The sequence below is a fragment of the Anaeromyxobacter dehalogenans 2CP-1 genome (assembly GCF_000022145.1).
GTDB classification, from domain to species: domain Bacteria; phylum Myxococcota; class Myxococcia; order Myxococcales; family Anaeromyxobacteraceae; genus Anaeromyxobacter; species Anaeromyxobacter dehalogenans.
In genome coordinates this window covers 3,899,884-3,913,657 of the sequence record NC_011891.1, presented here as the reverse complement: position 1 = coordinate 3,913,657, position 13,774 = coordinate 3,899,884, and the positions used below count along the sequence as shown (strand labels likewise).

Genomic DNA, 13,774 nt, shown 5'->3' with positions numbered 1-13,774 from the left:
AGCCGAGGAAGCGGGCTCGCGAACCGGAGGTGGCACGTGGAGAAGCGCGAGACGCTGAGCTGCAGCTTCTGCGGCAAGTCGCAGAAGGAAGTGAAGAAGCTCATCGCAGGGCCGACGGTCTACATCTGCGACGAGTGCATCGGGCTCTGCAACGACATCATCGCCGAGGAGATCGCCGGCGAGGAGAAGCGTGAGCAGAAGCTGCGGGTGCCGCGCCCGTCGGAGATCAAGACCATCCTCGACGAGTACGTGGTGGGCCAGGAGCGGGCGAAGAAGACGCTCGCGGTCGCGGTCCACAACCACTACAAGCGCATCGAGAGCCGCGTCTCGATCGACGACGTCGAGCTGCAGAAGTCGAACATCCTGCTGCTCGGCCCCACCGGCTCCGGCAAGACGCTGCTCGCGCAGACGCTCGCCAAGATCCTCAACGTCCCGTTCACGATCGCCGACGCCACCACGCTCACCGAGGCGGGCTACGTCGGCGAGGACGTCGAGAACATCATCGTCAACCTGCTGCAGGCCGCCGACCACGACATCGAGCGGGCGCAGAAGGGCATCGTCTACATCGACGAGATCGACAAGATCGCCCGCAAGAGCGAGAACCCGTCGATCACCCGCGACGTGTCCGGCGAGGGCGTGCAGCAGGCGCTGCTCAAGATCATCGAGGGCACCGTCGCGAACGTCCCGCCGAAGGGCGGCCGCAAGCATCCCCAGCAGGAGTTCCTGCAGGTCGACACGACCAACATCCTGTTCATCTGCGGCGGCGCGTTCTGCGGGCTGGAGCAGATCATCGAGCGGCGCTCCGGCGGGCGCAGCCTCGGCTTCGGCACCGACGTGAAGTCGAAGACCGAGAAGAACGTGGGCGAGCTGCTCGCGATGGTGGAGCCGGACGACCTGCTCAAGTTCGGGATGATCCCCGAGTTCGTGGGCCGCCTGCCGGTCATCACCAGCCTGGAGGAGCTCGATCAGCCGGCGCTGGTGGACATCCTCACGCGGCCGCGCAACGCGCTGGTGAAGCAGTACAAGAAGCTGCTCGAGATGGACGGGGTGAACCTCAAGTTCACCGACGGCGCGCTGGTCGCCATCGCCCGCGCCGCCATGAAGAACAAGGCCGGCGCCCGCGGCCTGCGCGCCATCCTCGAGAACGCGATGCTCGACATCATGTACGACGTGCCGAGCCGCCGGAACGTCCGGGAGATCGTCATCTCCGAGGACGTGGTCGACAAGCACGAGGCGCCGCTGGTGGTGATGCAGAAGGAGGCGGAGTCGGCGTAGGTCCCTCGACTCCGCGCCGCTCGCGCGGCGCTACGCTCGGGATGAGCGCGTCGATCCGGATGTAGGCCCGCTCACCCTGAGCGTAGGCGGCCCTAGGCCGCCGGAGCCGAAGGGTCCGCGTGCACGTAGCGGAACCAGACCAGCCGGTCCACGAACGCGTCACCGGTGGGCGGGTTCCACCGCAGCGGCTGGCCGGCGTGGCGGGCCTCGAGCTCCGTCGCGAGGCGCCGCGCCTCGTCCAGGTAGTCGCGGCGGAGCGCCGCCGCCTGGGCCTCGGTCACCGGCTCCTCCGCCGGGGGCGCCGGCGGCTCCTCGCGCAGGAGCGCCGCGCGCACCGCCTCCACCGTCAGCTCCACCGCGACGGGATCCGCCGGCGCAGCGTCCAGCGGCCGCCACATCCCGTCGCCCCAGCCCAGCCGGTAGAGCGGCAGGAACGCCTCGCCGTGATCCGCCACCAGCTCCACCGCCTCGAGCAGGAATTCGATCTCGTCCTCGGTGGCGGTGTAGGGCAGGGAGATCCGGACCCAGCCCGGCTTCAGCGCCAGCACGCCGAGCGCGATGGCGCGGCGGAGCTCGGACGAGCGCTCCGGGCCGATGCCCAGCAGCCGGTGCCCGTACGGTCCGGCGCAGGAGCACCCGGCGCGGTTCTGGATGCCGAACAGGTGGTCGAGCAGCGCCGACACGAAGTCGTGGTGCAGCCCCTCCACGTTGAAGGAGAGGATGGGCAGGCGGGGCCCGTGCGCCGGGCCGTAGAGCCGGATGCGGGGGTGCCGGCGCAGGCGCGCCATGGCGCGCTCGGCGAGCGCGGTCTCGTGCGCGAGGATCGCCTCGGGGCCGAGCGCCTCCTTCACGAGGAACGCGAGCCCCGCGCGCACGTCGCCGAGGATGTCGGGCGTACCGCCCTCCTCGCGCTCCGCGAGCCGCTCGGTGTAGTCCACCGAGAGCCGGTCGAACGCCGCCACGTACTCGACGGTGCCGCCGCCGGGCCGCTCGGGCGTGCGGCTGCGGAACAGCGCGCGGTGCGCCACCAGGATCCCCGAGCCCTCCGGCCCGCCCGCGAACTTGTGGGTGGACACGACGATGGCGTCGAGCCGCTCGTCCGCGTCGGCCGGGTGCATGTCGATGGGGACGTACGGGCCGGCCGCGGCGTAGTCGGCGCAGGCCAGGAACCCGCGACGGTGGAGCACGCGCGCGACCGCGCGCACGTCGGTGAGCGCGCCGGTCACGTTGGAGCCCGCCGAGAACGCGCCCACGCGCAGCGGGCGCCCTGCGTACCGGGCCGCCTTCCGGTCGAGGTCGGCCAGGTCCACCTGGCCGTCGCCGTCCAGGTCCACCTCCACCACCTCGGCCACCGACTCGAGCCAGGGGAGCTGGTTCGAGTGGTGCTCGTAGGGCGAGACCAGCACGACCGGCCGCTCGTCCGGCGGGACGTGCCGCGAGAGGCCGTACGCGCGCTCCAGCGGCTCGGAGATGCGCAGGCCCAGCAGGCCGACGAGCTTGTTGACGGCGGACGTGGCGCCGCTCCCCACGAACAGCACCACGTCGTCCGGGCCCGCGTTGACCGCGCGTGCGATCGCCTCCCGCGCCGACTCGCGCAGGCGGGTGGTCACCCGCCCGGTGGTCGAGATGGCGGTGTGCGTGTTCGCGTAGAGCGGCCGCGCCGCGGCGACCAGCGCCTCCACCGGCGCGAGCGCCCGCCCGGTGGCGGTCAGGTCCGCGTAGGTCACGAGCCTGCGCCCGAAGGGGGTGCAGACGAAGGTACGCCGGCCGATCTCGCCGCGGCGCACGCGCGCGGCCACCTGTTCGAAGGGCATGGGTCCCGGCTTGTAGCGGGGTGCGGGACGCCCGACAAGAGCGCGGGCGGGCGGGGGAGCCCCGCCGGTGCGAAACCTGAGTGCGGTCCCGAAGAACGGGGGCGGCCCGGATGTTAAGTGTTAGTCTCTCACCGGCCTCGACGGGCTGCTCCGGGGCCACCAAGGAGCCTGACCACCGTGCCCATTTTCTCGCGCAACGACGACGGGAAGAAGGACGGGAAGAAGAGCCGCACGCTGCCGCTCCTCCCGCTCCGCGACATCATCGTGTTTCCCCACATGGTGGTGCCGCTGTTCGTCGGCCGTCAGAAGTCGATCGCCGCACTCGAGGAGGCCATGGCGCACGACAAGGCCATCCTCCTCTGCGCGCAGAAGAAGGCGAAGACGAACGAGCCCGCCGCCGACGACATCTTCGCGGTCGGGACCGTCGGCTCGATCATCCAGCTGCTCCGCCTGCCCGACGGCACCGTGAAGGTGCTGGTCGAGGGCAAGCAGCGCGCCCGCGTCCGCCGCTTCCTCGACTCCGACAAGTTCCTGGTGGTCGAGGCGGAGGACATCGAGGAGGAGAGCGAGCGCACCGTCGAGCTCGAGGCGCTGATGCGCTCCGTGCACTCGACGTTCGAGGCCTACGTCAAGCTCAACAAGCGCATCCCGCCGGAGATGCTGACCTCGGTGTCGTCCATCGACGATCCGGCGCGGCTCGCCGACACCATCGTCGCGCACCTCTCGCTCAAGCTGAACGACAAGCAGTCGATCCTCGAGACCGAGTCCCCGGCGAAGCGGCTGGAGAAGCTCTACGAGCTGATGCAGGGCGAGATCGAGATCCTGCAGGTCGAGAAGAAGATCCGGACGCGCGTCAAGAAGCAGATGGAGAAGACGCAGAAGGAGTACTACCTCAACGAGCAGATGCAGGCGATCCAGAAGGAGCTCGGCGAGCGCGACGAGTTCAAGAACGAGATCCAGGAGCTCGAGGAGAAGATCAAGAACAAGAAGATGTCGAAGGAGGCCACCCTCAAGGCCAAGAAGGAGCTCAAGAAGCTCAAGATGATGAGCCCGATGAGCGCCGAGGCCACGGTGGTCCGCAACTACATCGACTGGATCCTCTCGCTCCCCTGGTACGACTACACCGAGGACAAGCTCGAGATCCCCGAGGCCGAGAAGGTCCTCGACGAGGATCACTACGGGTTGAAGAAGCCCAAGGAGCGGATCATCGAGTACCTCGCGGTCCAGAAGCTGGTGGACCGGATCCGCGGCCCCATCCTCTGCTTCGTGGGCCCGCCGGGCGTGGGCAAGACCTCGCTGGCGAAGTCGATCGCCCGCTCCATGAACCGCCGCTTCGTGCGCATCAGCCTCGGCGGCGTGCGCGACGAGGCCGAGATCCGCGGGCACCGGCGCACGTACATCGGCGCGCTGCCGGGCAAGATCATCCAGTCGCTGAAGAAGGCGGGCTCCGGCAACCCGGTGTTCCTGCTCGACGAGGTGGACAAGATGTCCACCGACTTCCGCGGCGACCCGTCGGCCGCGCTGCTCGAGGTGCTCGACCCCGAGCAGAACTTCAACTTCAACGACCACTACCTCGACCTCGACTACGACCTCTCCAAGGTCATGTTCATCTGCACGGCGAACACCATGGCGGGCATCCCGCTGCCGCTGCAGGACCGCATGGAGGTGATCCGGCTCGCGGGCTACACCGACCTGGAGAAGCTCTCCATCGCGAAGCGGTACCTGGTCCCGAAGCAGAAGGAGGTCAACGGCCTCGAGCACGTGCCGGTCGAGTTCAAGCGCAGCGCGATGCGGGCCCTGGTGCACAAGTACACCAAGGAGTCCGGCGTCCGCTCGCTGGAGCGCGAGATCGGCTCGATCTGCCGGAAGATCGCGAAGGACGTGCTGAAGACCGGGCAGGTGGACGGCAAGACGTACGTGGTCACCGAGCGGATGGTGCAGAAGTACCTGGGCCCGCCGCGCTACCGCTACGGCACCGCCGAGGAGCAGGACCAGGTCGGCCTCACCACCGGCCTCGCCTGGACCGAGCTCGGCGGCGAGCTGCTCACCGTCGAGGCGCAGGTCATGCCCGGCAAGGGCAAGCTCACCATCACCGGCAAGCTCGGCGAGGTGATGCAGGAGTCCGCGCAGGCCGCCATGAGCTACGTGCGCTCGCGCGCCGAGCTGCTCGGGCTCGACAAGCGGTTCCTCGAGAACGTGGACATCCACGTCCACGTGCCCGAGGGCGCCATCCCCAAGGACGGCCCCTCCGCCGGCATCACCATGGCCACCACGCTGGTCTCGGCGCTCTGCCGCATCCCCGTCCGCAAGGACGTGGCCATGACCGGCGAGATCACGCTGCGCGGCCGCGTGCTTCCCATCGGCGGCCTGAAGGAGAAGGTCCTCGCCGCCCACCGCGGCGGGATCAAGAAGGTCCTGATCCCGAAGGAGAACCAGAAGGACATCCGCGAGATCCCCCGCCGCGTCCGCGAGAAGCTCCAGATCGTGCCCGTGGACCACGCCGACGAGGTGCTGCGCGAGGCGCTGCTGCTCGAGCACCCCGAGGAGTTCCTCGCGAAGCCCGGCGGCCCGAAGCCCGAGGCCTCCTCCGCCGGCGGCGCCGCCGCGCAGGCCTAGCCTCCGCCGCTCCGACGTTCCCGTGGCCGGTCGCGCACCCGCGCGGCCGGCCCTTCTCGTTCATCGCGGCGGGCTCGCGGCCTACGGGAGATGCCCGCTGCGCTTCGGCGACGGCGTGGCGAGCAGAGCCCTGAGCTTCTCGTCGTCCTCGAGGAGCGCCCGGACGAATCTTTCGAGGTCGCTCCGCAGCGCGCTGACGTTCGTCAGGGGATCATCGCCGAACGCCGGGAACGCCGCCTGCTGCTCGACCCTGACCCGCGCGAGCACGTCACGATGACGTACGAGTGCGCGCGGATCGCCGTCCAGCCCATACTCGACGATGCCGAGCGCCCCGCGGACGTGGAGCCTGACGAAGCACGGCCCGCGGCGAAACTCGCCCACGGCCGCGACGCCCCCCGATCCCACGACCGTCTCGAGGAAGGCGTACCGGAACCCGAGCCCGTCGAAGAACGGGCGCAGCCGCTCAACGCCGCGCTCGAGCAGTTCCTCCGGGTGCGCGGGGCGATTGTAGCGCGGCCGTCCGGGCGCGGCCGCGCGCAGCCGACGCTATGGTGGCCGACAAGGGCGGTCGCTCGCCCGTGGAGATGCGGGCGGCCTCGGCGCGTATGCGTCCATCAGCGCGTCGCCGAAGACCCGCCGCGCCTCCTCGAGATCGTGACCTCTGCAGCGGATCCGAAGGTTGTCCGCCGTCGAGGCGCCGCCGCGCGCCCGCGGCACGACGTGGTCGAGCTCGAGCCGGTGCGTGGACCCGCACCGTTCCCCGGACGCGAGCACGAAGGTGCATCGCCCGCCGTCGCGCGCCCAGACCTCGCGGCGGACGTGGGCCGGGACGTGGTCCGTCTTCGAAGGACGAACCTTCTTCTGCGGCCGGGCGCCGAGCCCCTTGCGCCGGTCGCGCTCGGAGATGAGCAGGTCGAGCGCCGCCGCGAGGACGTTCTCGCGGGAGGCGCCGGGCATCGCGTGGGACAGCGCGTCCCGCGCGGCGTCGAGCTTCTTCAGGAAGGCCTTGGAGACGGTGAGGTGCAGGCGCGCCGAATCCCCGTCGAGCCAGTCCACGGAACTGGGCTTCAGGGCTGGCGCGGCGGGCGGAGCGAGCGCCGCCGGGCCCGCCTCGAGCGCTTGCGGTTCGACAGGCCCACCGCGAGCGGAGAGGGGCGGCGGCGTTTCATGCGCATGAAGTAAAACGACCCGTGCGGGCTCCGGCGACTCGGCATCGCGCGAGGCCGCCATCGGGAGCACCGCAGGAGCAGCGGACCGCAGCGAAGCCACGATCTCCCGCCGCGGCGGATTCTCGACCGGCCGGATGGACGCGACGACGGCCGCCGCCTCGCGGCTCGACAGCCCGAAGAAGCGGGGCAGGACGTCGGCACAGTTCTCCGGTGTCACCACCTTCGCCAGCTCGCAGACCGAGGACAGGCACAGCTTGCCCTCCCGCAGCGCTCCCTCGACGGCAGGGTAGCGCTGGATGAGCTCGGCGGCCGTCTTCCGAAGCTGGGCCGAGCCCGCCGAGACCTTCAGCTCCCGATGCAGGAAAGAGAACAGCGAGGCGTGCCCCAGGTCCCGGTACAACCCCCGCCGGTCGAACTCCGCCAGCGCGACCAGGAACTCCGCCATGGCATGGCGCTCGGAGCGAAGGAGGGCGACGAGCCGTCAGCGGCCTCGGTACGCGGCACCGGCCCGACCGCCGCCGAACGCTCGCTGCCCCTCGGGACCTCGGCCTGCGCGATGCGCACCGTACACACGCGCCCCCGCCCCCTCGATGCCCCGGTTCGGCCCGGCCAAGCAGCCCCGCTCCGACCGCCCCCGCGTCCTCGAAGCCCCCCGCCGCCCGGTTCCGGCACACCGCCCCCGCCCCCTCGTGCCCCCGTTCGGCCCGGCCAAGCAGCCCCGCTCCCGCCGCCCCCGCCCCCTCACCGCCATTCGGAACGTTCGCGCGCGGCTCCCGCTCCGATTCACCTCGCCTCGACCCTCGCATAGTACCGATGCGCCCCCCGCGCGCTCGCCATCGGCACCAGCCCCAGCCGCGCCAGATCCCACCCCGGCGCGCCGTCCTTCACCACCACCCAGCGCCGCGCCACCCGCCGCGCCTCGGCCAGCGCCTCCGCCGCGAGCGGCCGCGCGTCGGCGAGCCGCCGGACCACGTCGAACCCGCCCGGCTCCGCCCGCGCGTGCCGGAACATCGGATCGAACACCACCACGTCGAAGGACCGATCCGCCGCCCCGGCCAGGAACGCCGCGTGGTCGGCGCAGCGGATCTCCACCCGCCTCGCCGGCTCGTGCTCCAGCCTTCGCATCCCCTCGCCGGTCCACGCTGCCAGCGCGCGCGAGGACTCGATCCCCACCACCTCGCCGCGGGGCCCGACCGCCCCAGCCGCCACCAGCGCATCCGCGCCGAGGCCGGCCGTGCAATCGAGCACGCGGTCGCCCGGCTCGAGCCCCGCCGCCTCGGTGAACGGGTCGCGATCCGGCGGCGCCGCGGGCCGGCCGGACGCGCGCGCCGCCAGCACCCGCTTCATCCTGAGGATGCCCATCCCCGGCGACCAGGCGTGCTCGGCCCCGCCCGCCACCAGCACCGCGCGCGTGGCGGAGAGGACGAGCGCGGCCTCGCCGCCCGCGGCCGCGACCACGCGGGTGAGCGCCCGCCCGCCGCGCGCGGCGTAGGGCAGGTCGTAGCGCGCCGCGGCGAGCACGGCGTCGCGCTCCTCCTCGGCGGACGGGCGGAGCGGGGTGGTGACGACGAGGCGCACGCAGGCAGGGATGCCCGCTCCCGGTCCTCCGCGCAAGGCCTGGCGCTCGAAGGGAACGGCCGGCACGGGTTGCGCCGGGGCGCGCGGGCGTCGTAGGATGCGTAGGTCTTCACGAACGTTTATATAACTTTTCGACCATGCCGGAAGCGCGACGCATGAACCGCAAGAACGGCGAGCGACCGGGCGGCCGGGCCGCCAAGGTCCGCAGCTTCTCGGCCACCGACGAGGACGTGACGATGCTCGACGCGGTGGCCCGCTACCACGGGTTCTCCAAGTCGGCCACCCTGGTCGGCCTCGTGCGCCGCGAGTTCTGGCGCCTATTTCCCGCCGGCACGGGCGACATCAAGCCCGCGCGCGGCGCCCGGGTGAAGCCATGACCCTGCCCGTCGTCCCCATCCACGACCCCGTCGCGCACCCCGTCAGCGGCAGCGACCTCCCCGCCGCCGAGGTGGCCGGGCTCGAGGCGGAGATCCGCGCCCTGGCGAAGGAGAAGGACGCGGTCATCCTGGCGCACAACTACCAGGTGCCCGAGGTGCAGAACGTGGCCGACCACGTCGGCGACTCGCTGCAGCTCGCCATCCTGGGCCAGAAGGTGCCGCAGTCCACCATCGTGTTCTGCGGCGTGCACTTCATGGCCGAGTCGGCCAAGGTGCTGGCGCCCGACAAGCGCGTGCTCCTGCCGAACCTGTCCGCGGGCTGCTCGCTGGCGGACTCGATCACCGCCGAGTCGCTGGAGGACTGGAAGGCGCGCTACCCGGGCCACGCGGTGGTGACCTACGTGAACTCCACCGCCGAGGTGAAGGCGCTCTCCGACATCTGCTGCACCAGCGCGAACGCCGCCTCGGTGGTGCGCTCGCTGCCGCAGCAGAAGATCCTGTTCACGCCGGACCGGAACCTGGGCCGCTGGGTGGCGGCGAAGGTGCCGGAGAAGGAGGTGGTGGTCTACGACGGCTGCTGCCCCGTGCACGACGTGCTGCGCTCGGCCAACGTGGAGAAGGTGCGCGCCAGCCGCCCCGAGGCGGTGGTCATCGCGCACCCGGAGTGCCGTGCCGACGTGATCGACGTCGCCGACGTGGTCTGCTCCACCACCGCCATGATCTCCGCGGTGGAGAAGTTCCCGTCGGCCCGGACGTTCATCGTCGCCACCGAGCACGGCATCGTGCACCAGATGAAGAAGCGCTGGCCGGATCGCGAGTTCATCGTGGCCGACGGCTGCATCGGCTGTCGCATGCACTGCCCCTACATGAAGATGATCGACCTGCTCATGATCCGCGACGCGCTGGTGCGCGGGAAGCACGAGGTGAGGGTCGAGCCGGACGTCGCCGCCGGCGCGCGCCGCGCGCTGGAGCGGATGATCGCGGTGCCGCGGGACGCGTGAGCCGGCCAGGGCCGGCGCGGCGCCCTCCGGGGCCCGGCCGCCGGCCCGCCGCCTACCCGCCGATGGCGAAGTAGACCACGAACGCGATCGAGGCCCCGATCATGAGCGGGTGGACCTGGCGCGCCTTGCCGCCGGCGAGCTTCAGGAGCACGTAGGAGACGAACCCGGCGCCGATGCCGTTCGTGATGGAGTAGGTGAACGGCATCACGGTCACCGTCAGGAACGCGGGGATCGACTCGGTGGGATCGTCCCAGGCGATGGAGCCGACGTCGCGCATCATCATGTAGCCGACCAGCACCAGCACCGCCCCGGTGGCCTGCGGCGGGACGATGCCGGCGAGCGGCGAGATGAAGAGGCACAGCGCGAACAGCGCTGCCGTGGTCACCGAGGTGAGCCCGGTGCGGCCGCCGGAGGCCGCGCCCGCGGCGCTCTCCACGTAGGTCGTCGCCGAGCTGGCGCCGGCGAGCCCGCCCGCGATCGCGGCGAGGGAGTCCACCATCAGCACCGTGCTGGCGCGGGGGAAGTTGCCGTTCTCGTCCAGGTACTTCGCCTCCTGGCCCACCGCGACCACGGTGCCGACCGTGTCGAAGAAGTCGGAGAGCATGATCGAGAAGACCGCCAGGGAGGCCGCGAGCCAGCCGAGGACCGTCACGAACGAGAAGTCCACCTGGCCGAGCATGGAGAAGTCGGGCAGGCCGAAGATCGAGCTGGGCAGGTTCGCGACGTGCGGGGCGAAGCCCGCGCCGCCGAACGCCGCCTTCGCGGCCACCGCCACCGCGGTGGAGACCGCGATGCCGATGAGCAGGGCGCCGCGCACGCCGCGCGACACGAGCCAGGCGGTGAACACGAGCGTGAGCGCGAACAGCACCACCGGGAACCCGGCCAGGCGGCCCGCGGCGCCCTCGGGCCCGAGCTGCAGCAGCGCGCCGCCCGCCGAGATGAAGCCGGCGCCCTTGAAGCCGATGATGGCGAGGAACAGGCCGATGCCGATGCCGATGGCGCGCTTCAGCGTCATCGGCACCGCGCGCACCACCGCCTGGCGCAGGCCGGTGGCGACCAGCAGCGTGATGAGCAGGCCCTCCGCCACGATGACGCCCATGGCCTGCGGGTAGGTGAGCTTCTTGCCCAGCACCAGCCCGAACGCCACCACCGCGTTCAGCCCCATGCCCGAGGCGAGCGCGAGCGGCAGGTTCGCGAACAGCCCCATGGCCGCGGTCATGACCGCGGCCACCAGCGCCGTCGAGGTGAGGATGGCCGCGAAGTGGCCCGCGCCCGCCGCGTTCCCGAGGATCTCCGGGTTCACGAACAGGATGTACGCCATCGTCATGAAGGTGGTGGTGCCGGCCAGGATCTCGCGCCGCACGGTGGTGCCGCGGGCGCGGAGGCCGAAGAAGCGATCGAGGGCGGAGGCGGGAGCGGTCACGGCGATCTCCTTGAGGCGGCGGAGGATATCAGGGGCCCTGGGCGGGGCGGCGCGGCAAAATGGACGGGCCCGGGCGCCTCGACGGCACCCGGGCCCGCGGCGATCCGTCCCGCTACTTCGTGCTGCGGGTGGCGCCCGGCGGGGGGGCCGCCCCGGCGGCCCCGGCCGGCGCGGCGCCGAGCTCGGACACCAGCCGGTCGGCGCCGTAGATGCGCGCCAGCGCGTGGACGATGGCGGACGAGTGGACCGCCACGGCGCGGTTCGCCGAATCGTCGAACCCGTAGTCGCCGCCGAGCGAGGCCAGGTTCCCGTCGAAGGCCAGCCCCACGATGCGGAGGTCGCGGTCGAACACCGGTGAGCCCGAGTTCCCGCCGATGATGTCGTTGTCGGTGACGAAGTCGAGCGGCGTGGCCAGGTCGAGGCGGGGCTTCGCGTCCAGCCAGCTCTTCGGGAGCGCGTACGGCTCGCTGCCGGTGTGGCGCTCGAACGCGCCCGCGAAGGTGGTGAACGGCGCCACCTCGCGGCCGTCCTGCTTCCAGCCCTTCACCTGGCCGTAGGAGAGCCGCGGCGAGAAGGTGGCGTCCGGGTAGATGCTCCGGCCGTACACCGCGAAGCGGGCCTGGGCGATGAGCGCCTGGTTCTGGATCTCGACCGAGTCGACCTCGTCCTCCCACTGCTTGCGGACCGCGCGCGCGTCGGCGTCCGCGGCGCGCGCGAGCGCGAGGAGCGGGTCCTTGCTGGCGTCGACCGCCGCCGCGCCGCCTTCCCAGAGCGCCTTGCGGACCGCCGGGTCGCGCAGCGCCGTGCCGGCGACCACCTTGCGCGCGACCTCGGCGGGCGAGGCGGATCCGAGCGCGTGCTTCACCGCGGCGTGATCCGTCCCGAGCCGCTCCCGCACCTTCTCCAGCCAGAACCCGAGGCGGACCGTCTCGTAGGCCGCGTCGATGGGCGCCGTGCTGGTGACGCTGTCCGCCAGGGAGGGGAGGGCGGTGTCACGGTACTCCTTCAGCCGCTCGCCGTCCGGCTTCCTGCGCTCGTCCGCCGCGCGCACCAGGTGGCGCGCCATCCAGAACAGGTCGCCGCCGATCCGGCTGCGCCCGGAGGGCAGGAGCTCGAGCCAGTCGTAGGGGATCTCCAGCGAGAGCGCCCGCACCTGCGCGGCCGCGATGCGGTCCCAGGCCGGAAGGTACTTCCGGGCCTTCGCCGGGTCGCGGCGGAGCGCGGCGCGGAGCTTGTTCTCCTCCGCCACCTTCGTCGCGAAGAACGCCGGATCGCGGAGCGCGGCGAGCTGGCCGCGGCGCGCCTTGACGCTGTTCTCGTTGTAGAAGAGCCGGGAGGTGGAGACGCGCTTCGCCTCCGGGCCGGTGAGCTGGAACCCGGTGAGCAGGCCGCGCTCCTCCGCCAGCCGCTCCAGCGCATCCGGCAGCGCGTGGTCGCGCACGTACGCGAGCTGCGCCACGGTCAGCAGCCGCTCGGTCTTGCCGGGGTTCCCGGAGACGAACGTGAGCGCGCCGGCAGGGGCCCCGGCGGGCGACCAGGTGAAGTGGTCCGCGGTCCGCGCCGGCTTGCCGCCCTGGTACACGCGGATGAACGCGACGTCGAGGTCGTACCGCGGGAACATGAAGTTGTCGGGATCGCCGCCGAAGAACGCGATGGCGAACTCCGGCGCGAACACCAGTCGCACGTCGTCGTAGCGGCGGTACTGGTACAGGCTGTAGACGCCGCCGTGGTACAGCTCCACCAGCTCGCAGCGCAGGCCCGGGTCGGTGCCCTGGCACTCCTTCTCGATCGCGGCCTTCTGCGCGTAGAGCGCGGCGTTGAAGCGCGCGCCCTGGAGGCCCGCCAGCGCGCCGTGCACCCGCTTCGTCACGTCCGTGATCCGGAGCAGCTGGTCCACCTGCATCGCGGGGCACCGCAGCTCGTCCGCGCCCGTGCGCGCCAGGAACCCGGTCGCCACCAGGTCCTTGCCGGCGCTGGAGAGCTCCTCCACGCACTCGTGCACGCAGTGGTGGTTGGTCATCACCAGGCCGCCGTCCGACACGAACGACGCCGAGCAGCCGCGGGCGAGGCGGGCGGAGGCGAGGCGGGCGCGGTCCAGCCACGCGGTGGACGGATCGAAACCGTACTTGCGGGCCACGCGATCCGAGGGGAACGCGTCGTAGGTCCACATGCCCTCGTCGGCGCGGCCGGCGAGCGGGGAGGCGAGGAGGAGCGCGAGGAGGAGTCGCTTCACGAGGTGGGTCTCCGGGGAGACGGACGGGCGGGAGGGCGGCCCGATCCAGGTTGAAACAGCAACGTACGGAGGAAAGGTGTACTCGGACGTGACACGTCGCGGGGGGGGTGGCGCCCCTTCCCGGCCCCGGCGCAGCGCCCTCGGCCGCGCCGTCCCGGTCCGGGGCCGTCATCCACTGACCGTGAACCCGGGCCGGCCGTCGAACTGCCCGGGAACACGGAAGAAAAGGGGCGCTCGCTCGGTCGGCGGTTGGTTTGACACCCCCTCGGCAGCCGCCTATAAGGGCGG

At 71.8% G+C, this 13,774-nt stretch carries 10 protein-coding genes; 4 read left to right on the top strand and 6 right to left on the bottom strand.

What is annotated here, in order from left to right:
* The first annotated feature begins 36 nt into the window (after positions 1–36).
* On the top strand, positions 37–1,275 hold the full coding sequence (clpX, locus tag A2CP1_RS17610; RefSeq protein WP_011422401.1) for an ATP-dependent Clp protease ATP-binding subunit ClpX: 1,239 nt from the start codon (positions 37–39) through the stop codon (positions 1,273–1,275).
* Positions 1,276–1,367: 92 nt separating this feature from the next.
* On the opposite strand, the gene A2CP1_RS17605 is transcribed toward clpX, so the two are convergent.
* Complete coding sequence (locus A2CP1_RS17605; RefSeq protein ID WP_015934623.1) at positions 1,368–3,089, bottom strand: aminotransferase class V-fold PLP-dependent enzyme; 1,722 nt, start codon at positions 3,087–3,089, stop codon at positions 1,368–1,370.
* Positions 3,090–3,272: 183 nt separating this feature from the next.
* Here A2CP1_RS17605 and lon point away from each other — a divergent pair, with 183 nt between their 5' ends.
* Positions 3,273–5,705, top strand: a complete 2,433-nt coding sequence (lon, locus tag A2CP1_RS17600) for an endopeptidase La (protein WP_041450709.1) — start codon at positions 3,273–3,275, stop codon at positions 5,703–5,705.
* Positions 5,706–5,786: 81 nt separating this feature from the next.
* On the opposite strand, the gene A2CP1_RS17595 is transcribed toward lon, so the two are convergent.
* From A2CP1_RS17595 to A2CP1_RS17585, 3 genes are all read right to left on the bottom strand, one after another.
* Positions 5,787–6,086 (bottom strand): hypothetical protein, encoded by a 300-nt coding sequence (locus A2CP1_RS17595; RefSeq protein WP_245529828.1) that lies wholly within the window; start codon positions 6,084–6,086, stop codon positions 5,787–5,789.
* Between the two features lie 165 nt (positions 6,087–6,251).
* The gene (locus A2CP1_RS17590) at positions 6,252–7,319 is read right to left on the bottom strand and encodes an HNH endonuclease (protein WP_015934620.1); all 1,068 of its coding nucleotides are present in this window, start codon (positions 7,317–7,319) and stop codon (positions 6,252–6,254) included.
* Positions 7,320–7,657: 338 nt separating this feature from the next.
* On the bottom strand, positions 7,658–8,452 hold the full coding sequence (locus tag A2CP1_RS17585) for an SAM-dependent methyltransferase (RefSeq protein ID WP_015934619.1): 795 nt from the start codon (positions 8,450–8,452) through the stop codon (positions 7,658–7,660).
* A gap of 137 nt (positions 8,453–8,589) precedes the next feature.
* On the opposite strand from A2CP1_RS17585, the gene A2CP1_RS17580 reads away from it, so the two are divergent.
* Entirely contained in the window at positions 8,590–8,829 is a 240-nt protein-coding gene (locus A2CP1_RS17580; protein WP_232288260.1) for a hypothetical protein, read from the top strand.
* Entirely contained in the window at positions 8,826–9,830 is a 1,005-nt protein-coding gene (nadA, locus tag A2CP1_RS17575; protein WP_015934618.1) for a quinolinate synthase NadA, read from the top strand. The genes A2CP1_RS17580 and nadA overlap by 4 nt, the downstream gene beginning before the upstream one ends.
* 52 nt (positions 9,831–9,882) lie before the next feature.
* Here nadA and A2CP1_RS17570 read toward each other — a convergent pair whose 3' ends face one another.
* Positions 9,883–11,253: an NCS2 family permease gene (locus tag A2CP1_RS17570; protein WP_015934617.1), complete on the bottom strand. Its 1,371-nt coding sequence runs from the start codon at positions 11,251–11,253 to the stop codon at positions 9,883–9,885.
* 112 nt (positions 11,254–11,365) lie between these two features.
* Complete coding sequence (locus A2CP1_RS17565) at positions 11,366–13,486, bottom strand: S46 family peptidase (RefSeq protein ID WP_015934616.1); 2,121 nt, start codon at positions 13,484–13,486, stop codon at positions 11,366–11,368.
* Positions 13,487–13,774: the final 288 nt, after the last annotated feature.

Bases quoted from the DNA above. Each gene is read 5' to 3' on its own strand.
- A2CP1_RS17605 (WP_015934623.1), bottom strand. From the start codon at position 3,089: ATGCCCTTCGAACAGGTGGCCGCGCGCGTGCGCCGCGGCGAGATCGGC.
- A2CP1_RS17580 (WP_232288260.1), top strand. From the start codon at position 8,590: ATGCCGGAAGCGCGACGCATGAACCGCAAGAACGGCGAGCGACCGGGC.
- nadA (WP_015934618.1), top strand. From the start codon at position 8,826: ATGACCCTGCCCGTCGTCCCCATCCACGACCCCGTCGCGCACCCCGTC.
- A2CP1_RS17590 (WP_015934620.1), bottom strand. From the start codon at position 7,319: ATGGCGGAGTTCCTGGTCGCGCTGGCGGAGTTCGACCGGCGGGGGTTG.